This window comes from Amycolatopsis decaplanina DSM 44594 (genome assembly GCF_000342005.1).
Lineage (GTDB): Bacteria > Actinomycetota > Actinomycetes > Mycobacteriales > Pseudonocardiaceae > Amycolatopsis > Amycolatopsis decaplanina.
Genome location: NZ_AOHO01000085.1, coordinates 1 through 18855 on the forward strand (window position 1 = coordinate 1; position 18855 = coordinate 18855).

Annotated in this window: 18 protein-coding genes; 7 read left to right on the top strand and 11 right to left on the bottom strand. The window is 70.1% G+C overall.

What is annotated here, in order from left to right; genetic code table 11:
* Window positions 1-470: 470 nt before the first annotated feature.
* Complete coding sequence (locus H074_RS38085; RefSeq protein WP_007035436.1) at window positions 471-1154, bottom strand: TetR/AcrR family transcriptional regulator; 684 nt, start codon at window positions 1152-1154, stop codon at window positions 471-473.
* Window positions 1155-1262: 108 nt separating this feature from the next.
* On the opposite strand from H074_RS38085, the gene H074_RS38090 reads away from it, so the two are divergent.
* Window positions 1263-2021, top strand: coding sequence for a sigma-70 family RNA polymerase sigma factor (locus H074_RS38090; RefSeq protein ID WP_007035437.1), 759 nt, complete (start codon window positions 1263-1265; stop codon window positions 2019-2021).
* A gap of 5 nt (window positions 2022-2026) precedes the next feature.
* Here the strand turns inward: H074_RS38090 and H074_RS38095 are convergent, their stop codons facing one another.
* A complete protein-coding gene (locus H074_RS38095) occupies window positions 2027-3766 on the bottom strand; it encodes an ABC transporter ATP-binding protein (RefSeq protein ID WP_235096989.1) in 1740 nt (579 codons plus the stop codon).
* A gap of 75 nt (window positions 3767-3841) precedes the next feature.
* Here H074_RS38095 and H074_RS38100 point away from each other — a divergent pair, with 75 nt between their 5' ends.
* Complete coding sequence (locus H074_RS38100; RefSeq protein WP_007035439.1) at window positions 3842-4411, top strand: TetR/AcrR family transcriptional regulator; 570 nt, start codon at window positions 3842-3844, stop codon at window positions 4409-4411.
* A gap of 52 nt (window positions 4412-4463) precedes the next feature.
* The gene (locus H074_RS38105; RefSeq protein WP_007035440.1) at window positions 4464-5354 is read left to right on the top strand and encodes a CPBP family intramembrane glutamic endopeptidase; all 891 of its coding nucleotides are present in this window, start codon (window positions 4464-4466) and stop codon (window positions 5352-5354) included.
* Window positions 5355-5424: 70 nt separating this feature from the next.
* On the opposite strand, the gene H074_RS38110 is transcribed toward H074_RS38105, so the two are convergent.
* Window positions 5425-6474 (bottom strand): NAD(P)-dependent alcohol dehydrogenase, encoded by a 1050-nt coding sequence (locus H074_RS38110; RefSeq protein WP_007035441.1) that lies wholly within the window; start codon window positions 6472-6474, stop codon window positions 5425-5427.
* A gap of 88 nt (window positions 6475-6562) precedes the next feature.
* Between H074_RS38110 and H074_RS38115 the strand changes: the two genes are divergently transcribed.
* Both H074_RS38115 and H074_RS41920 read left to right on the top strand, forming a co-directional pair.
* The gene (locus tag H074_RS38115; protein WP_007035442.1) at window positions 6563-7165 is read left to right on the top strand and encodes a TetR/AcrR family transcriptional regulator; all 603 of its coding nucleotides are present in this window, start codon (window positions 6563-6565) and stop codon (window positions 7163-7165) included.
* Window positions 7166-7531: 366 nt separating this feature from the next.
* Window positions 7532-7675 (top strand): hypothetical protein, encoded by a 144-nt coding sequence (locus tag H074_RS41920; RefSeq protein ID WP_235096990.1) that lies wholly within the window; start codon window positions 7532-7534, stop codon window positions 7673-7675.
* A 6-nt stretch (window positions 7676-7681) separates the two neighbouring features.
* Here the strand turns inward: H074_RS41920 and H074_RS38120 are convergent, their stop codons facing one another.
* The 8 genes from H074_RS38120 to H074_RS38155 form a co-directional block, all read right to left on the bottom strand.
* Window positions 7682-8143, bottom strand: coding sequence for an ATP-binding protein (locus H074_RS38120; RefSeq protein ID WP_039924584.1), 462 nt, complete (start codon window positions 8141-8143; stop codon window positions 7682-7684).
* A 100-nt stretch (window positions 8144-8243) separates the two neighbouring features.
* On the bottom strand, window positions 8244-8855 hold the full coding sequence (locus H074_RS38125) for a TetR/AcrR family transcriptional regulator (protein ID WP_007035445.1): 612 nt from the start codon (window positions 8853-8855) through the stop codon (window positions 8244-8246).
* Window positions 8855-9700, bottom strand: a complete 846-nt coding sequence (locus H074_RS38130) for a class I SAM-dependent methyltransferase (protein WP_007035446.1) — start codon at window positions 9698-9700, stop codon at window positions 8855-8857. Before H074_RS38130 ends, H074_RS38125 begins: the two co-directional genes overlap by 1 nt.
* A gap of 72 nt (window positions 9701-9772) precedes the next feature.
* Window positions 9773-12025, bottom strand: a complete 2253-nt coding sequence (locus tag H074_RS38135; protein ID WP_007035447.1) for a heavy metal translocating P-type ATPase — start codon at window positions 12023-12025, stop codon at window positions 9773-9775.
* Window positions 12022-12933 carry a hypothetical protein gene (locus H074_RS38140; RefSeq protein WP_007035448.1) on the bottom strand — a complete coding sequence of 304 codons (912 nt, stop codon included), beginning with the start codon at window positions 12931-12933 and terminating at the stop codon, window positions 12022-12024. Before H074_RS38140 ends, H074_RS38135 begins: the two co-directional genes overlap by 4 nt.
* A 45-nt stretch (window positions 12934-12978) precedes the next feature.
* Window positions 12979-13185, bottom strand: a complete 207-nt coding sequence (locus tag H074_RS38145) for a heavy-metal-associated domain-containing protein (protein WP_007035449.1) — start codon at window positions 13183-13185, stop codon at window positions 12979-12981.
* 121 nt (window positions 13186-13306) lie between these two features.
* Window positions 13307-14677, bottom strand: a complete 1371-nt coding sequence (locus H074_RS38150) for a sensor histidine kinase (protein WP_007035450.1) — start codon at window positions 14675-14677, stop codon at window positions 13307-13309.
* Complete coding sequence (locus H074_RS38155; RefSeq protein WP_039924565.1) at window positions 14674-15345, bottom strand: response regulator transcription factor; 672 nt, start codon at window positions 15343-15345, stop codon at window positions 14674-14676. The genes H074_RS38150 and H074_RS38155 overlap by 4 nt, the downstream gene beginning before the upstream one ends.
* A gap of 101 nt (window positions 15346-15446) precedes the next feature.
* Between H074_RS38155 and H074_RS38160 the strand changes: the two genes are divergently transcribed.
* Both H074_RS38160 and H074_RS38165 read left to right on the top strand, forming a co-directional pair.
* The gene (locus H074_RS38160; protein WP_007035452.1) at window positions 15447-16175 is read left to right on the top strand and encodes an ABC transporter ATP-binding protein; all 729 of its coding nucleotides are present in this window, start codon (window positions 15447-15449) and stop codon (window positions 16173-16175) included.
* Complete coding sequence (locus H074_RS38165) at window positions 16175-18601, top strand: ABC transporter permease (protein WP_007035453.1); 2427 nt, start codon at window positions 16175-16177, stop codon at window positions 18599-18601. The genes H074_RS38160 and H074_RS38165 overlap by 1 nt, the downstream gene beginning before the upstream one ends.
* Window positions 18602-18855: the final 254 nt, after the last annotated feature.

Genomic DNA, 18855 nt, shown 5'->3' on the forward strand with positions numbered 1-18855 from the left:
ACTATGATGACCAGGCGCCTGACCCGCCACTAAGCGCGCCAGGACCACCCAGTCAGGTTCCAAGACACGCTCTTAGAACGGACCGGTATTTGCCTACCTGCTGCTGACCTGCGCGAGGGCAACGATCCCAGCGGGTATCGGGATCGTCTATGAAGGAATTAGGACACTCAACGTCCCAATTCCTTCATCGACACGGGGTGACCCCGTCCCGGACCATGATCAACGGAGGATCCGGGACACTCACCGTCCCCGATCCTCCGTTGATCAAGGCTGTGCCACTCAAACCCGGCGTCCGGCACGCCGCCCGCCCGCACCAGCTCCACCGCGGCACCAAGACGGGGTCGGTCCAGTAGGTCAGCAAATACCGGTCCGCCAGAACGACACTTACCACTCACGACCGGCCCGGCGATCCCGCCGACGACCTCCCGGTCCGCCGGAGCGGGCAGCGCGTTGTGAACGGTGACCGACGCTCAGGCGCCTGGCACGAGCAGCGGCGAGTCCGGATCGAGTTCGATCCCGCGTTCCCGGAGCGTGTCGTCGATGACCCGCCAGATCCACCGCACCAGCAAGGCCGCGAGCTCCGGGAGCTCGATGTCGCGCGGGTTTTCCAGCCAGCGCGCGGCACTCGTGTCGACGAGGCCGACCAGCCCGAAGGCGAGCGGTTCGGCGATCCGGACGTCGAGGTCGAAGGTGTCGAGGTAGTGCTCGAACAGGACGGTGAGCTGCCGGGCGATCGCCGTTCTGACATCGGTGATGGCGTCGCCACCGCGCCGCCCGGCTTGGGAGTGCCGGGCGAGATAGCGGTAGAGGTTCCCGTGTTCGGCGAGCCAGCCCGTGTGCGCGCCCACCGCGACGGTGATCAGCTGCATCGGCGTCCCGCTCGGGTCCCACAGCGGGGCCAGTTCGGCGGTGATGAGGCGGACGGCGCGGTCTGCGATCGCGCGCTGCAGATCGGCGGCGTCGTCGAAATGCTTGTACACCCGGGTTCTCGCCACCCCCGCCTCGTCGGCGATCTTTTCGGTGGAGACCTCCGGGCCGTGCTCGGCGATCGCGCGCAGCGCCGCGTCGACGAACTCCCGTCGACGGCGCTCCCGCTGTCCCGCCCAGCGCGCCGCCCGGCCGTCCGGCCGCGGCGCGTCGGCTTCAGGCGTCATCCCCCGGAGTTTATCCGTGGCCGGTTATTGGGTACACTGCCGTACCGGTTACTTTTGGCAGCAGAGTGCCACCGAGGGTATTCAGATTGGCCCGTCCGGGAGACCGCGATGAGGGATGACGTCGACGACACCACAGCGGACGCCACGCTGCTCGACGCCTTCCGCGCCGGTGACATCGCCGCCGGCGAGGCGCTTTTCCGGCGGCACGCCGAGCCGCTCCGCCGGATCGCGGCGGGCTGGGTCGCCGAGCCCGCAGAACGGGACGACCTCGTGGCCGAAGCCTTCGTGCGTGTCCTGAGCATCATCCGCGACGGCGGCGGCCCGAGGGAGAACCTCCGTCCTTACCTCGCGGTCACCATCCGGAATCTCGCGGCCAAGTGGAGCCGCCACCACAAGCGGGTCGAGTTGTACGGAACGACCCCGGCGGTCGAAGAAGCCGCCGGGGCTGTAGGCGCGGAAGAACTCCTCATCCTCCGCTCGAACGCCTGGTTGGCGTGGACCGCCTACTGCGCGCTGCCCGGCCGCTGGCGGACCGTGCTGTGGCGGACCGAGGCCGAAGGCGACTCGCCGAAGGTGGTCGCCCCGCTGCTGGGGGTCTCCCCCAACGGCGCCTCCGTCCTGGCCCTGCGGGCCCGCGAAGGGCTGCGCCAGGCCTTCCTGCAGGCGCAGGTCCCCGAGGCGGGAACGCCGTGCTGCCAGGAAGCGCGGCGCCGGATGGGCGCGTGGCTCAGGGGCGGCGTACCGGGCCGCCGGGCGAACCTGATCACCACGCACCTGGCGGACTGTGAACCCTGCCGGACGGTCGCCACCCGGCTCGACGAGGTCAACCGCGAGATGCCGCCGGGCGTCCGCGCCGTCTCCGCCTGAGCGGATCAGCCGGGCACCGGGGCCGCCTCCCCCGCGATCCGCAGCGCCTCCACCAGTTCCCGGTACAGCGTGTCGGTGGCGAGCAGGTGCTCGTGGCTTCCGCTCGCCCGGACGCGGCCTTCCTCCATCACCACGATGGTGTCCGCGTCGATCACCGTGGACAGCCGGTGCGCCACGGTCACCACGGCGCCCTCGCGGGCCAGCCGCCGGATGCAGTCGTGGATCGCGCTCTCGGTCCGGCCGTCGACCTGCGCGGTCGCCTCGTCCAGCAGCACCACGTCCGGCGTGCGCAGGATCGCCCTGGTCAGCGCGATCCGCTGCCGTTCCCCACCGGACACCGACGTCGACGAAAGCGGGGTGTCCAGACCGTCGTCGAGTGCGGCGATCTTGTCGCCCAGCCGGACTTCGCCGAGCGCCCGCCGCACCTCCTCCTCGGTCGCGTCCGGATGGGTGAAGAGCAGGTTCTCCCGGATCGTCCCCGGCACGATCGGCGTCTCCTGCTCGACGTAGGCCAGCCGAGTCCGCACCTCCGCGTACGGCAGGTCCGCGTACTCACGCCCGTCCAACAGCAGTGCCCCCGACTCCGGCCGCACGAACCGCATGATCAGCGACAGCATCGTGGTCTTACCCGCGCCGGACGGCCCGACGATCGCGGTGTGCCCGCGTCTCGGGATCTTCAGCGACACGTCCCGCAATGCCGGGTCGCCGCCGTAGCCCGCGGTCACCCCGCGCAGTTCCAGTACCGGGCCGTCCTGCTCCCCGACCGGTTCCCGCCGGGTCGATGCCCGGTCCTCCTCCATCTCCAGTGCGTCCATCTCCCGGATCCGCCCGGCCGCGGCGATCCCCGCCTGCAGAGCGGTCATGTTCTGGCTGAGCTCGGTGATCGGCTCCATCAACGCGAACGCGTACAGCAGGAACGCGATGAGGCTCGACACTTCGAGCAGGCCCGCGCCGACACGCCAGGCGCCGAGACCGAGGATCACGAGTGTCGCGCCCTGGATGCCCGTCCAGGCCACCACCCAGGCGACTGCTTGCCGCCGTACCGCGCGGACGCCGTGCACGGTGGCGGCTTGGGCGTCGACCAGGATCCGCTCGGACTGCCGGGTTTCGGCACGGCTGGCCTTCACCGTGCGGATCGCCCGAAGCGCGCCCTCGAGGACACCGCCGAGACGGCCCACGCGGTCCTGTGCCTTCTCCTGTTCCTTCGCGATGGCGGGCATGAGCCAGGTGAACAGCGCGATCACCACGAGCACGGCCGCCACCGTCGTCGCCAGCAGCACCGGGTCGAGCACGCTCATCAGCACCAGGGTGCCGACGAGCATCACCACGCCGTTGATCAGGCCGATCACACTGGAAGACGCCGCCTCGCGCAGCAGCACCGTGTCCGAGGTGACGCGGGTGACCAGTTCCCCCGTCGGCCGCTTCGTGATCGCCGGGATCGTCGCGCGGAAGAACCGCCGAACCATCGATTCCCGCGCCTTCAGCACCACCCGCTCGCCGACCGTGCCGAGCAGGATCCACTGCGACAGCCAGATCACCGAGCCGACCAGCATCAGGCCGAGCAACGCCGTCACGGGACCCGCCAGCGACGCCGACGAACCGAGCGAATCGAGCACCCACTTCGTGACCATGGGCGTGGCCAGACCGGTCGCGGAACCGAGCAGGGCGAGTACCAGGCCGATCGCGAGTGCCCCCTTGTGCGGTCGCGCGAACGACCACAGCACCTTCAACCGTGGAGTATTCATGGTTCTCAATGGAACACGCGTGTTCTAAAATCGTCAAGTAAGTTCCATATCGGAGAGCGAGGTACGGTACCGGCCATGAGTGAGGGTGTGGCCACCGAGACGGGTGTCCGGGCGAGGACCCGGCGCGCGATTCTCGACGCGGCCATCGAGACGTTGACCAGGCAACCGAGCGCCACGCTGGCCGACATCGCGGCGGCGGCGAACGTCGGGCGCACCACGGTGCACCGGTACTTCGCGGAGCGTTCGGACCTCATCGACGCCATCAGCCACGACGCACTGGACAAGATCTCCCAGAGCACCGAACGGGCCCGGCTCGACGACGGCCCGGTTCCGGCCGTGCTGGCGAGACTGTGCCAGGAGTACTTCGAACACGCCGACGTCTTCCAGCTGCTGTTCACCATGCCGGATCTGATGACCCGGCCCGAATGGGAGGAAGAGAGCGACGACGACCGTCTCCTGCTGCGGCTCATCGAACGCGGGCACGCCGAGGGCTCGATCGATCCGGCGATGACGAAGGAATGGTTGCTGCAACTGCTCTGGAGCCTGCTCTATACGGCGTGGGGGCTGGTGCGCGAGAAGACGCCGAAGCACGAGGCGCTCACTTTGTGCCTGCGCAGCCTGGAAAAGGTCATCGCGGTCGGCTGAAGTCCTCCGAAGTGATGACGCGGACTCACGCAGCTTCGAAGATCCTTGCCCGGTGACAGAAAAAACCGGCACGCGCCCGGGTGTCGCCTGGGAAATCCTCTTCGGCGGGCTCGCGGTGTTCGTGGCCGCGCCCGCGCTGCTGCTGGCGACCGGGCACGACACGATCAAGCCGTCCGCGGACTCGGACAAGGAGCTTTCCCTCGCGGGCGCCCTGATCCCCGCGCTGGCCGGGATCCTGCTGATTCACGGGATCCCGCTCCACGCGCCGAAACTGCTCCCCCACGTGACCGACCGGCGCGGACTGGGCAGACAGGCGACGGCCTTGGCGCTCATCGCCTTCCTGTGGCCGTTGGCATTGTTCCTGGTTTCGGCGGCGGGACAGCAGGCACTGGTCCGCGACATCTGGGCGCTCGCCAAGCCGCTGGCGTACCTGGTGCTGCCACTGATTCTTCTGCGAACCCTGCGTACGCAAGGGGAACCGGATCCCTTCCGGCTCACGTGGCGGCCCCGGCAGGCTTGGCGATGGCTCGCGCCGATCCCGGCGGTACTCGTGTTCGGCTGGCTCTACGTCCTCGGCCCGCTCGCGCCGCCGCTCCCCACCGCGGAGGACTACCCGGACCCGGTGTACCTGGCGGTGGGCGCGACGCTGACCTTCTTCACCGCGAACGTCCTCGAAGAGGTCTTCTTCCGCGGCATGCTGCAGACCCGGCTGGAGGCACTTTTCGGGCGGTGGCCGGGAATCCTGCTGGCGTCACTGTTGTTCGCGTGGCTGCACCTGCCGACGCACGGACAGGGATCACTCCCGCTCACCCTGGGCGCGATCGTGGCCTTCCAAGGGTTCTTCGGCCTGTTCACCGGCTACCTGTGGTCGCGCTACCGCAACCTGTGGGCCCCGATCGCCGCGCACACCGCGATGAACACGGTGCCCCTGCTGCTGATGTGAGGCGCGGGCTGGTCGTGAGTGGTAAGGACGGTTAGAACCGTCCTTACCACTCACGACCGGCCCGGCCGAATCACGCGCCGATGGTCGCCGCGTCGATGACGAACCGGTAGCGGACGTCGCTGTTCTCGACCCGGTCGTAGGCCACGTTCACCTGGTCGGCCGAGATCGTCTCGATCTCCGCGCCGATCCCGTGCTCGGCGCAGAAGTCGAGCATCTCCTGGGTCTCGGCGATCCCGCCGATCATCGAACCGGCGAGCACCCTGTTGCCGCCGAGCAGCGAGAAGGCGTTGTAGGACAGCGGTTCGCCGGGCGCGCCGACGTTCACCATCGCTCCACCGACTCGCAGCATGCCGAGGTACGAGTCGACAGGCAGCGTCGCCGAAACGGTGTTGAGGATCAGGTCGAAGCGGCCGCGCAGCTCCTTGAACGTCGACGCGTCACCGGTCGCGAAGTAGTCCTTCGCGCCCAGCTTCAGGCCGTCCTCCTGCTTCTTCAGGCTCTGGCTGAGCACGGTGACCTCGGCACCCATGGCGACCGCGATCTTGACCGCCATGTGGCCGAGTCCGCCGAGGCCGACGACGGCGACCTTCTTGCCCGGCCCGGCTCCCCAGCGGTTCAGCGGGGAGTAGGTGGTGATGCCCGCGCACAGCAGCGGGGCGGCGACGTCGAGGCCGATCCCTTCCGGGATGCGGCAGACGAAAGCGTCCTTCACGACGATCTGACGACTGTAGCCGCCGTAGGTGTTCTCGCCGTCGAAACCGACGCCGTTGTAGGTCTGGATGTTGCCCTTGAGGCAGAACTGCTCGGTGCCCGCGAGGCAGTACTCGCACTCGCCACAGGAATCGACCATGCAACCGACCCCGACGCGGTCCCCGACCCGGTACTTCGTGACGTCGGAGCCGACAGCGGCGACGACGCCGGCGATCTCGTGACCGGGCACCATCGGGAAGATCGCGCTGCCCCAGTCCTCCTTCACCTGGTGGATGTCGCTGTGGCAGATCCCCGCGTACGCGATGTCGATCAGCACGTCGTCCGGACGCAGGTCGCGACGCTCGATCGTCGTCGGCGACAGAGCGGCGCCCGGGGACGGCGCGGCGATGGCGTGCGTGGTCGTCGTCATGAAACCCTCCGAGAAACAGTGAGACCATGTAAGAGGTCACTTACAACTAGCGTAAGAGGGCTCTTACATATTCCGCGACCGGGACGGTGTGATCCACGACATGGGCGGCAAGTACCACCACGGCGACCTTCGCGCCGAACTCGTGCGGATCTCGCTCGACCTGATCGCCGAACAGGGACTGGGCGCGTTCTCCGTCGCCGAGGTCGCCAGGCGCGCGAAGGTCAGCCCAGGCGCGCCCTATCGGCATTTCCCGGACAAGGAGAGCCTGATGGCCGCGATCGCGGCCACCGTCGCCTGTCAGCTGGCCGACAGGGTGCACGACGCGATCGAGGCCGAGAGCGAACCCGTCGCGGCACTCGCGGCCGCCGCCGGCGCGTACACGGAATACCTGATCGAACGCCGGGCCGGGATGAACATCATCTACTCGGACGGCCTGCAGGGCCCTGAGCACGCCGCACTGCACGAGCAGACCCGCCGACTGACCGACCAGTTCGTCATGCTCTGCCTCACCGTCGCCGACCGGCCGGAAGAGGGCCTCGAACTGATGGAGCAGCTGTTCACCCAGGCACATGGTTACGGCACGTTCTACCTCGACGGCGTCTTCACGAAACAGGGCTACTCCACGGAAGTCGTCGTCCGGAAATCGGTCGAGGCCGCCCGCGCCGCCATCGAGGGCCGCACGAAAATGTGACGTGATTCACGTCCGATTTGTCCGATCACCGGGGCTCCCCGCGCCGACAGGATGCGAAGCGCAATCCTTACGGCAGCGAGGAGAATCGCGCCGCCGCGAGCGTGCTGCCCGGTTCGGTGTACCGGCGAGGCTCGCGACCGCGGTGGATCTACCTGACCATCATGGTGCTGGCTTCCGGCGTCGCGGTGGAGATGTTCTTGCCGCTGTTCGGCCAGCGGCTGGGCGGGCTTCCGCCCGCGGCGGCGGGATTCTTCGCCGCCGCGCTGTCCTTGGGCTGGTCGGTGAGCCAGCTCGTCAGCGCTTCGGCCCGTAGGACGCGACGGCGAGGGCGGTCAGGCGGCGGCCGCGATCGCGACGGTGCTGACGATGTCGACAGCGTTCTGTGCGGCGGTCGCCGGCCTGCTGGTCAACCTCGGCGGCTCCTCGGTGATCACGTCGGCGAGGTGGCTGCTGTTCGGTTTCGCCGCCATCTCCGCGCTCGGCCTGCTCACCGCACGCCGCGCCGCCTAAGTCCGGTCAGTTCCGGGAGCGCTTCGCGCGCACGCGCGGTAGCGCTTCCGGGCAGCCGCCGTCGCAGCGGATATGCGCCCAGACGATCTTCCCGCCCCGCACCGGCTCACGCCGGACGCCCCATTGCACGGCCACCCCGTCGACGACGAGCAGGCCGCGCCCGCGGGGATCCTCGATCTGCGAACAACGCGCCCGGGGCTGTTCGACGCTGACGTCCGCGACCTCGATACGGACCGCGCACGGCGATACGCCGCGCCACAGCTGGATGTGCCGTGCACCACCGCCGTGGACGTAGGCGTTGGCGACGAGTTCGGTCGCCGCCAGCAGGACGTCGTCGCGATGACCCTCGCCGAGGTCGGGAAGGCATCTCACCACCCAGGCGCGCATGTCCGGCAACGCCCGTGGCGTCGTGGCGCGCAGGTCGAGCACCCAGGTTCCCGGCACCGGATGCTCCGCGATGCTGATCATGGAGTCACCCTTCCCGTCGCGCGCGACCTCCCTGCTGAAGTCGCACATCCGGGTTACCCAGAACGCCCGCCGGTCAACCCGTGTCGAACCCGACACGGAGTCAACGGGCCGCGATGCCCTCCAACACCGTCTTGACCACGGCTTCCGTCCCCGGCGAGGTGGTCACCTTCGGACCGTGCGGGAGCAGAGCGGAGAGCACCGTTTCGTGGCAGACGCCGACCAGCATCGCCGCCGCCGCGTCGACATCGCCGCCCAGCCTGCCCAGTTCCTTTTCCGCACGCAGATATCCGGCGAGGCGATCGCGCCAGGTCTCGCCGTCCTCGGCCAGTTCCCCGAACCGCGCGAGCACGGCGGGACGGGTCAGCAACCCGGCGAACGCGGGCAGGATCTCCTTGTGCAGAGCCAACCCGTACGCCAGCTGGATGCGGAGGTTGGCCTCGACCGTATCGGAACCTGGCACGGGCAGCTCGCCGAGTTCGCCTTCGACCCTCCGCACGTGTTCCGCCAAAGCGGCGGCCAGCAACTCCTCCTTGTCGGTGAAGTGGTTGTACAGCACGCCGTCGGCGACCCCGGCCGCGCGCGCGATGGCACGGACCGTGAGTTCCGCGGTGCCGTGGGCGGAAATCAGGTCCGCGGCCGTGGCGATGAGGTGCTCGCGCAGGCTCCGGCCGTCTTCAGTGTGACGCAGGGCCGCCGCTTTTCTCGGTGACATCAGGACTCGGCCCGCGCCGACGCCGTGACGAGCCACGCCGCGCCGCGCAGCCGGACACCGCCGGCCCCGCCGAAAGGCCGAAGCGCGGCCGAAAGCGCTTCTCGCGCGCCGTTCGCCGCTTCGGTGCCGGCCTGGTCGAGGTGATACTTGACCGGGCCCCAGCCCGCGATGAAGTCCGCCGCGTCCGGGACGTCGCTCCCCCAGACCTGATCGGCCTCGACACGGTCGCAGGTGACGTCGAGGAATCCGGCGTCCGTCAGCACCGAGCGGACCCGCACCGGGTCGGCGAACGACGTCGGCCCGGTCCCGTCCGCACCGGTCGGAGTCGGCAGGAACGGTGCCAGAGCGCCGAAAACGGTACCCAGATCGGTTCCGGCGAGTTCGGTCATGCACAGGAACGCGAGCCTGCCTCCCGGCCGCAGCGCCCGGCGCACGTTCGCGAAGGCCGCGACCGGATCCGCGAAGAACATCACCGCGAACCGGCTGAGCGCGACGTCGAAAACGCCCTCCCCGAACGGGAAGACCTGGACGTCGCCTCGCTCGAACACCACGTTCGCGACACGTTCGGCCTCCGCGCGGGCCCGCGCCGTGGCGAGCATCGGCGCGGACAGGTCGATCCCGGTCGCGCCTCCGAGCGGAGCGCGGACGGCGGCGAGCCGGGTGACCTGTCCGTTGCCGCAGCCGATGTCGAGCACCCGGTCCCGCTCGCCGATCCCAGCCGCGTCGAACAGGAACTCGTTGAACCCGCTGTTCACCGCGTCGTAGCGCTCGTCGTGCTCGGCCCAGTGCCGTCCCTCGTAGCCGTTCCACGCCTCCGCCTGGGCGGTGTTGACGATGCCGGGCATACCAGAACCTCCTCCGTTATGAACGTGCGTTCATGAACACGTGTTCATACTGGAGGAGGTCTGGTCCGGCCGTCAAGCGGTGATGCTCCGGAACCCGCGCAGGCGCAGGCTGTTGAACACCACGAAGACCGAACTGAAGGCCATCGCGGCACCGGCGATCATCGGGTTGAGCAGCCCCGCCGCGGCCAGTGGCAGCGCCGCGACGTTGTAGGCGAAGGCCCAGAACAGGTTGCCCTTGATGGTGCGCAGCGTCCGCCGCGAAAGCCGGATCGCGTCCACCGCCGCCCGCAGGTCGCCGCGGACCAGGGTCAGGTCCCCGGCCTCGATGGCGACGTCGGTGCCGGTGCCCATCGCCAGGCCGAGGTCGGCCTGTGCCAGCGCGGCCGCGTCGTTGACGCCGTCGCCGACCATCGCCACGACCTTGCCCTCACCCTGGAGCCGCTTGACGACGTCGACCTTGTCCTTCGGCAGCACCTCGGCGATCACGGTGTCGATCCCCACCTCGGCCGCCACCGCGCGGGCCACGGCCTCGTTGTCGCCGGTCAGCAGGACCGGGGTGAGCCCCAGGCCGCGCAACCGGGAGATCGCTTCCGCGGACGACGGCTTCACGGTGTCCGCGACGACCAGGATCGCCCTGGCCTCGCCGTCCCAGCCGACCACGACCGCCGTCCGGCCGAGCTTCTCCTCCGCCGCCTTGGCCTCCGCCAGCTCGGGCGTCAGGCGATGGCTCCACTGCTCCAGCAACGCGCTCCGGCCGACCAGAACCGCCGAACCGCCGACGATTCCTTGTACGCCAAGGCCTTCGAGGCTGGTGAACTCCTCGACGGCCGGGAGTTCCCCGGTGCGTTCCCGTGCGGCACGGGCGATGGCCTGTGCGATCGGGTGTTCCGACGCGTTCTCCAGCGCTCCGGCCAGCCGCAGCGTCGTCTCCTCGTCGGTGCCTTCGGCGACGTGGACCGCCACCAGCGACATTTGCCCAGTGGTCACGGTGCCGGTCTTGTCGAGGACGACCGTGTCGACCGCGCGGGTCGATTCCAGCACCTCGGGGCCCTTGATCAGGATGCCGAGCTGCGCACCCCGTCCGGTGCCGACCAGCAGGGCGGTCGGGGTCGCCAGGCCCAGTGCGCACGGGCAGGCGATGATCAGCACGGCGACCGCCGCGGTGAACGCCGCCGCCACCGAACCACCGGTGCCGAGCCAGAACATCAGCGTGCCGACGGCGAGCGCGATCACGATCGGCACGAAGACCGCCGAAACGCGGTCCGCCAGCCGCTGGACCTGAGCCTTCCCGGTCTGGGCCGCCTCCACGAGCTTCGCCATCTGCGCCAGCTGCGTGTCGGCGCCGACCCGGGTCGCCCGGACGACGAGCCTGCCGCCCGCGTTGACCGTCGCCCCCGCCACCGTGTCACCGGGGACGACCTCCACCGGAACGCTTTCACCGGTCAGCATGCTCGCGTCGACCGCCGACGCGCCTTCGGTGATCACGCCGTCGGTCGCGATCTTCTCCCCCGGCCGCACCACGAATTCCTCGCCCACCGCGAGTTCACCGATCGGGACACGCACTTCCTTGCCGTCGCGGAGCACCGCGACGTCCTTCGCGCCGAGTTCGAGCAGGGCGCGCAGGGCCGCGCCCGCCCGCCGCTTGGACCGCGCTTCGAAGTAGCGCCCGGCGAGGATGAACGTCGTGACGCCGGCGGCGACCTCGAGATAGATGTTGCCGTCGCCCGCCATCCGCTGCACGGTGAGCTCGAAGGCGTGCGTCATCCCCGGCGTGCCGGCGGTGCCGAACAGCAAGGCGTACAACGACCACAGGAACGCGGCGAGCGTGCCCATCGAGATCAGCGTGTCCATGGTGGCCGCACCATGGCGCAGATTCGCCCACGCCGCCTTGTGGAACGGCCACGCCGCCCACACCAGCACCGGCGCGGCCAGCGTCAGCGAAATCCACTGCCAGTAGGTGAACTGGAACGCGGGCACCATCGCGAGAACGATCACCGGCACCGAAAGCACGGCGGAACCGATGAGCCGTTGCCGCAGCGGCGCGGTGGGGTCGGCGGGGTCGGCCGCCTCGGCGGGTTCTTCCTTCTCCACCGCGGGCAACGCGGCCGAATACCCGGCCGCCTCGACCTGTTCGACCAGCCGCCGCGGCTCGATGCCGGCCGGGTAGCTGACCTTCGCCTTCTCCGTGGCGTAGTTGACCGTGGCCGTGACACCGTCGAGCTTGTTCAGCTTCCGCTCGATGCGCATGGCGCACGAGGCGCAGGTCATCCCGGTGATCGCGAGTTCGACTTCCGACGTGGCCACCGAGGTGGTGTCCGCGCTCATCGGTGACTCCCTTCCCCTGTCGTGACGGTGAATTCGGCGGTGCGGACCTTGCCCTCGTGCTGGAAGTCCAGGAACAGCCGGTAGGTGCCCGCCGTCGGGACCTCGGCGAAGAACGTGACCGCGGGACCCGCCGGGGTCCGGCCGTCGCCGGGTTCGCCGTCCGGGTGGACGTGCAGGTACGCGAGGTCGCCGCCGCGCAGTGCGACCAAGTGACCGTAGGCACCCAGGTACGGCTGCAGGTCGGTGACCTCACGGCCGTTCTTGGTGACGGTGAGGGTCACCTTCGACGACGTTCCCGGCGTGAGTTCGCCGTCGAGGTGGACCTGGTAGCCGTCGACCTCCGCGACGTGCGCGGTCCGGTACTCGGCGGGACGGAAGTCCCCACCGGCGAACAGGTCGGCCCCCAGGGTCGTCGCCTCGCCGCCGCTGGGCTTGAAGTCCGCGAAGACGCGGTAGACCCCCGCGTCACCGACCGCCAGCGGCACGGACCAGGTTCCGTCGGCGCCGAGTTCGGGGTGGATGTGCTGGAAGCCCGCGGTGTCGCGGCGGACGACGATGAGGTGCATCCGCTTCTCGTGTTCGACGTCGTAGGCGGTCACCGGCGCGCCGTCGGCGCCGAGGATCCAGAAGGTGAAGGGCCGGGTCGTCCCCGGGACGAGCGTCGTGGTGGTGGGCGTGAGGGTGTAGCCGCCCCTGGACGACGCGAGCCCGGCGGGTTCGTGGTCCTGCTTGCCGTGCGCCGCTTCCGCGACGGTGCCGCCGTGGGTGTCCGAGTGCCCGGCGTCCTCGCCACCGGGCACGCCGGCCGCACCGGCGAACGGACCGACAGCGGTGCCCGCCACCCAGCCGCCACCGGCGACCAGGGCGAGTACCACACCGTAGGCGGAAAGCTTCGCTGCTGTGTTCATCGTGGGAGTCCTTAGTGCGGGTGCCACCCGCGATCGGGGAGCCGCTCAGGCGGTCAGGTGATATCCGGCTTCTTCGACGGCGGCGCGGACGTCCGCGACCGCGGGTTCACGGGAACCGATGACGGTCACGGCGCCGGTCGGCAGATCGACCCGGACGTCGGCGACACCGTCGATCTTGGTGATCTCTTCGGTGACCGAAGTCGCGCAGTGGCCGCAGGTCATCCCGGTGACGGTGTAGGTCGTCTCGCTCATCGTGGCTCTCCTCGTGATCCGGGGCGGCTCGTGTGCCGCTCATGAACACAACGTACATACCCCAGGGGGGTACCGCAAGAGCCTGAAGGTACCCCAGCGGGGTATCGGGGAGCGACGCTCGTCACATACCCCTGAGGGGTAGGCGGGCGACCAGCCGCGCACCGGGAGCGCCGTCCTCCGCCCGCAGCGATCCACCGTGCCGGACGACGATGTCGCGAGCGAGCGTCAGACCGAGACCCGTACCGCCCGCGTCCCGCGCGCGGGCGTCGTCGAGCCGGGCGAACCGATCGAAGACGCGCTCGCGATCGGCGGGGGGAATGCCGGGGCCGTCGTCGCTCACTTCGAGGATCGCCTCCCCCGCCTCACGCCGGAGCCGGACGGTGACGGACGACCGCGCGTGCCGCACGGCGTTGTCGAGCAGGTTCCGCAACAGGCGTTCCAGCTGGACGGGTTCGCCGGACACCGGCACCGGTCCATCCACATCGGACACGACTTCGGGGCCGGGGTCGAGCGCGCGTTCGGCGACCTGCTCCCCCACCACGTCGGCGAGGTCGACGACGCCTTCCGGAAACCCGGCCGGGTCGCCCGCCAGCTGGAGGAGGTCGGCCGTGATGCGTTGCAGCCGCTGGACGTCGAGCAGCGACCGGCGGGCGACGGCAGGCCAATCCGCGCGCTCGGTGTGGGTGAGCGCGACCTCCAAGCCGGCGCGGAGGCCGGCGAGCGGGCTGCGCAATTCGTGGCTGGCGTCCGCGACAAACCGTTCCTGCTGTTCATAGGCCTGCTGCAGCCTGTCGAGGGTCGCGTTCGTGGTGGTGGCCAGCCGGGCGATCTCGTCTCGGGACGGCGGCACCGGCACCCGGCGGTCGAGTCTGCTCCCGCTGACCTCGGCCAGCTCACGGCGGATCGCCTCCACCGGCCGCAGCGCCCGACCGGCGGCGAGCCACGCGGCCAGCGCGGTGACCAGCACCGCGAGCGGGACGAAGAAGCGCAGCGTGTCGTCGAAGGTGCCCAGCGTCCGGAGCGTGTCCCACGGCAGCACGAACAGGTAGACGGTGAGCCGCTGCCCGCCGCTGTCGATCACCTTGCCCACCACGGTGTACTCGCGATATTCGCGCCACTGCGGATGGTCGCCGGGCTTCAGCGTGGCCTTGGTGGTGACCGTCCAGTCCGCGGGCGCCCCGGCGGGCGCGGGCGGCAACGGCGTCCACGCGGGATCCCAGCGGCGCAGATTCTCGCTGCTCGCCACCGGCCGTCCGGACTCGTCGACCACCTCGAACAGGGCATCACCGGTGGGCGGAGCCGGTCGCCCGATCAGGTAGCCGTCGGCCAGCCGGTCCAGCTGGACCCGCGTCGTGTTCACGGCGGTGCCCGCCAGCTGCCTGCTCAGCAGCTCGCGGGTGCCCAGCCAGCCGAGGGTGAACACGACCGCGCAGAGCAGTGCCGCCGAGAGCGCGGTGCTCCGGCGCACCGACGAGGGCCACCATCCGCTCATCCGTCCTCCAGCCGGTAGCCCGCGCCGCGCACGGTCGCGATGGTGCGCCGTCCGAACGGAGCGTCCAGTTTGCGCCGCAGCGCGCTCACGTATACCTCGACGATGTTGGGGTCGCCCCGATACGCCAGATCCCAGACCTGGTCGAGGATGTCCCGTTTCGTCACCAGCTGACCGCCGTGCCGCAGCAGGCATTCCAGGACCGCGAACTCCTTGGTGGTCAACGACACCGGCGTCCCGGCGCGGCGACACGTCCGCTTCGCCGGGTCGAGCACGAGGTCGCCGAACTCCAGCACGCCCGCCGACCCCGCCGCGCCCCGGCGGGTGAGGGCCCGCAGGCGGGCGGTGAGCACGACATACGAGAACGGCTTGCTCAGGTAGTCGTCGGCGCCGGTGTCGAGCGCCTCGGCCTCGTCGTACTCGCCGTTCTTCGCCGTCAGCATGAGGATCGGCGTGGTCACCCCGCGTTCCCTCAGTGCCGCGCAGACGCGGTAGCCGTTGAGCTTCGGCAGCATGATGTCCAGCACGATCACCTGGTACGGGTACAGCTGCGCGAGTTCGAGCCCTTCGAGACCGTCGTGGGCGAGGTCGACCGCGTAGCCGTCGGCCTCGAGTCCCCATTGGAGGGTCTCGGCCAACCGCATTTCGTCTTCCACCACGAGCACGCGCATGACTCGATCTTCGCAGATCACCGCCGGGGTTCCTGAAGCGTTCTTCAGGTTGTTTCAGGAACCGTTCAGGTGGTTCCCGCCATGCTCGGGGAATGAACACAATGGACGGTCCCGCCGCGGGCGCGATCGATGTCTCGAAGGTCTACGGCAGGGGCGACACGGCGGTCCAGGCACTGGACCGCGTCTCGCTGGACTTCCCGCGTGGCCGGTTCACCGCGATCATGGGCCCGTCGGGTTCGGGCAAGTCGACCCTCATGCACTGCCTCGCCGGACTGGACACCGTCGACGCCGGCCGGGTCCACATCGGACGGACCGAGCTCACCGGCCTGTCCGACGCCGAGCTGACCAGGATCCGCCGCGACCGGGTCGGCTTCGTCTTCCAGTCGTTCAACCTCCTGCCGACCATGAACGCCGAGGAGAACATCCTGCTCGGGCTCCGGCTCGCGGGCCGCCGCCCGGATCCGGCGTGGTTCGAGACCGTCGTCGGCACCCTGGGGCTTCGGCAGCGCCTGAAGCACAAGCCGGGTGAGCTCTCCGGCGGCCAGCAGCAGCGGGTGGCGTGCGCCCGCGCGCTCGTCGGCAGGCCCGACGTCGTGTTCGCCGACGAGCCCACCGGCAGCCTCGATTCGCGGTCCGGCGCCGAGGTGCTCGACTTCCTGCGCACCTCGGTCCGCGAACTCGGCCAGACGGTGGTGATGGTGACCCACGATCCGGTGGCGGCCTCGTACACCGACCACGGGGTGCTGCTGGCCGACGGCCGGATCGCCGCGCGGATCCCCCGGCCGACCGCCGACGCCGTGCTCGGCGCGCTGACCGGTCTGGGGGCGTGATGCTGCGAACCGTGCTCGCCGGGCTCAAGGCCAGGCCGCTGCGGCTGCTGCTGTCGGCTATCGCCGTCACCCTCGGCGTGACCTTCGTGGCCGGTTCCTTCGTGCTCACGGACTCCGTCGGCGCGGGACTGCGGGAAGCGGTCGCCTACCAGACGCGCGGCGTGGACGCCTCGATCAAGGCCAAGCGGGGCGCCGACCTCGACGACACGACGCTGGTGGCGGTCCGGCAGGTGCCGGGAGTCGCCGCCGCGGAGGGCCGGGCGACCATCAGCGCGCCGGTGCTCGGCCCGGACGGACGTCCGCGTGACGCCGCCGCGTCCGCGTTGAGCACCGACGAGAAGCTGCGCCCGTACGACCTCGTCGATGGCCGTTTCCCTGCAGCCGCAGGGGAAATCGCCATGGAGAAGAACAGCGCCGAAGGCTTCGCGCTGGGCTCCCCCGTGACCGTGCTGGACGAAACCGGTGGCCGTCACACGCTGACGCTGGTCGGCACGTTCAGCCGTCCGGGCGACGCCGGGCTGGGCGGGGCGACGCTGGTGGTACCGCAGGAAACGCTGCGACAGCTGGCCTCCAAGGCGACGTTCGGCGAGATCGTCGTGCGCGCCTCCTCCGATGCGGGCAAGGCACGGCTCGTCGCGGAGCTGAAGAAGACGCCGGGTGTCTCGGTGTCCACGGGAAAGGAAGCCGCCGCCCGGCTGCTCAGTGAGACCGCGCCGTACACGGCCGGTCTGGCGAAGTTCTTCACCGCCTTCGCGGTTCTCGCGATGGTGGTGGCCGCGATGGTGATCACGAACTCCTTCACCATCCTCGTGGCCCAGCGATCGCGCGAACTGGCGTTGCTGCGCTGCGTAGGCGCCGGCAAACGGCAGATCTTCGGCAGTGTGCTCGTCGAGGCGGCGGTAGTGGGCGCGATCGCGTCCATGGCCGGGCTGTTCGGCGGGCTGGGTGTCGCCGCCGCGCTGCAGGCCGTCGCGGGTCAGGAGACCGTGTATCTCCCATTGACGACGCGCACCATCGTCGCCGCCCTCGCGATCGGGGTCCTGGTGACCGCGCTCGCGGCGTCGATCCCGGCGTGGTCCGCGACCAGGGTCGCGCCGATCGAAGCACTCCGGACGCCCGCCGAAGCCAAACGCGCCGGACGGCTCCGCGCCGTCGTCGCGATGATCCTGCTCGCCGCGGGCATCGGGTCCGGTGTGCTGGCCCTTCAGTCCACAATGGAGGATGGCGCCGCCCTCGCCATGGTGGCGATGGTCGCGCTGCTCGGCGCGACGCTGGCCGCCGGACCGCTGGTGGCGGGACCGGTCGTCCGAGCGCTCGGCTCGCTCGTGCCGGGGCAGCCCGCCGACCTGGCCGCGCTCAACGCCGACCGCAACCCCAAACGCACCGCCGCCAGCGCCGCCGCGCTGACCATCGGCCTCGCCGTCGTCGCGCTCGCGACCACCGTCGCGGCGGGGGTCGAAGCGGGCCGGAGCCAAGGGCTGGACGAGCAGCTGGCGGCCGACTTCACCGTCACCTCGGTGGTGTCGAGCAGGCCACTGCCCGCCACGCTCGCGGACACCCTCGCCGCGGTACCCGGCGTGACCGCCACCGGGACCCGCCACGCGTTCTCGGGCGACCTCGGCGAGTACGGCACGTATCAGCTGACCGCCGTCAGCGGCGACCTCTTGCGCCCGACCGTGCTCTCCGGGAGCCTCGGCCGGCTCGGCCCCGGCCAGATCGCCATCAGCAAGGAGCTCGCCGAGCAGACCGGACTCGCCGTCGGCGACACCGTGCGCTCCCTGCGCGTGGTGGCGATCTACGACAGCGTGGACGCGCCGGGCGTCGATCTGGGATTCGCGCTGGTCGATCTCGCGGAGCAGGGGAAGGTCGCCATGCACGGGGAGAACTACGACGGGAGCGTCCTCGTCAAGGTCGCCGATCCCGAGCAGGTCCGGCCTTCGCTGGAGAAGGCGTTGTCCGGCACGCCGGTCGCGAAGCTGAGCAGTGTCCAGGAGCTCAAGGAAGAGGCGGCCGCGCCGCTGCGGGAAACGCTGAACCTCATGTGGGCGCTGACCGCGCTGGCGGTGGTGATCGCTTTCGCGGGGATCGCGAACACGCTTTCGCTGTCGGTCCTGGAGCGGACGCGGGAGTCTGCGCTGCTGCGCGCCCTCGGTCTCACGCGCGGCGGGCTCGGTGCCGCGCTGACGACGGAGTCGATCTTCGTCGCGGTTCTCGGTGCGGCGTGCGGGCTGCTCGTGGGGATCGCGTCCGCGTGGCTGATCACGGAGGTGGCGTCGGGCGGCGGTGAGCCGATCTTGTTCGTGCCGCCTTGGGGACGGTTGGGAGTCCTGGTGGCGGCGGCCCTGCTCGCGGCTCCGCTGGCGGCCTTGGTCCCCGCTCGGCGATCCGGACGCGTTCCCATCACCGCCGGTCTTTCGGCCGACTGAGCGCGTCGGTACTCGCGCAAAGGCCTTCACGGACCCGCCACTCGACACGACACCTTTGCCTTACCCCTCAATAGAACACGAATCGCCACTCACGACCACCTTGACCCGCTGCTGTCCGCAGGCATGCCGAGGGGCCCGTCGCTGGGTGGCGGGCTCCTCGGGTCATGCGTGGATGTTGCGTCTAGATCTTCGGAGTGGGTCCAGGTACTGGGGTGGGATGAACTCCGGGAGTCCGTCGGCCGCCATCTGGACTT

Coding starts and splice junctions, on each gene's coding strand:
- H074_RS38085 (WP_007035436.1), bottom strand. CDS start 1,154: ATGACGCCTGAAGCCGACGCGCCGCGGCCGGACGGCCGGGCGGCGCGC.
- H074_RS38090 (WP_007035437.1), top strand. CDS start 1,263: ATGAGGGATGACGTCGACGACACCACAGCGGACGCCACGCTGCTCGAC.
- H074_RS38095 (WP_235096989.1), bottom strand. CDS start 3,766: ATGAATACTCCACGGTTGAAGGTGCTGTGGTCGTTCGCGCGACCGCAC.
- H074_RS38100 (WP_007035439.1), top strand. CDS start 3,842: ATGAGTGAGGGTGTGGCCACCGAGACGGGTGTCCGGGCGAGGACCCGG.
- H074_RS38110 (WP_007035441.1), bottom strand. CDS start 6,474: ATGACGACGACCACGCACGCCATCGCCGCGCCGTCCCCGGGCGCCGCT.
- H074_RS41920 (WP_235096990.1), top strand. CDS start 7,532: ATGTCGACAGCGTTCTGTGCGGCGGTCGCCGGCCTGCTGGTCAACCTC.
- H074_RS38120 (WP_039924584.1), bottom strand. CDS start 8,143: ATGATCAGCATCGCGGAGCATCCGGTGCCGGGAACCTGGGTGCTCGAC.
- H074_RS38125 (WP_007035445.1), bottom strand. CDS start 8,855: ATGTCACCGAGAAAAGCGGCGGCCCTGCGTCACACTGAAGACGGCCGG.
- H074_RS38130 (WP_007035446.1), bottom strand. CDS start 9,700: ATGCCCGGCATCGTCAACACCGCCCAGGCGGAGGCGTGGAACGGCTAC.
- H074_RS38135 (WP_007035447.1), bottom strand. CDS start 12,025: ATGAGCGCGGACACCACCTCGGTGGCCACGTCGGAAGTCGAACTCGCG.
- H074_RS38140 (WP_007035448.1), bottom strand. CDS start 12,933: ATGAACACAGCAGCGAAGCTTTCCGCCTACGGTGTGGTACTCGCCCTG.
- H074_RS38145 (WP_007035449.1), bottom strand. CDS start 13,185: ATGAGCGAGACGACCTACACCGTCACCGGGATGACCTGCGGCCACTGC.
- H074_RS38150 (WP_007035450.1), bottom strand. CDS start 14,677: ATGAGCGGATGGTGGCCCTCGTCGGTGCGCCGGAGCACCGCGCTCTCG.
- H074_RS38155 (WP_039924565.1), bottom strand. CDS start 15,345: ATGCGCGTGCTCGTGGTGGAAGACGAAATGCGGTTGGCCGAGACCCTC.
- H074_RS38160 (WP_007035452.1), top strand. CDS start 15,447: ATGGACGGTCCCGCCGCGGGCGCGATCGATGTCTCGAAGGTCTACGGC.
- H074_RS38165 (WP_007035453.1), top strand. CDS start 16,175: ATGCTGCGAACCGTGCTCGCCGGGCTCAAGGCCAGGCCGCTGCGGCTG.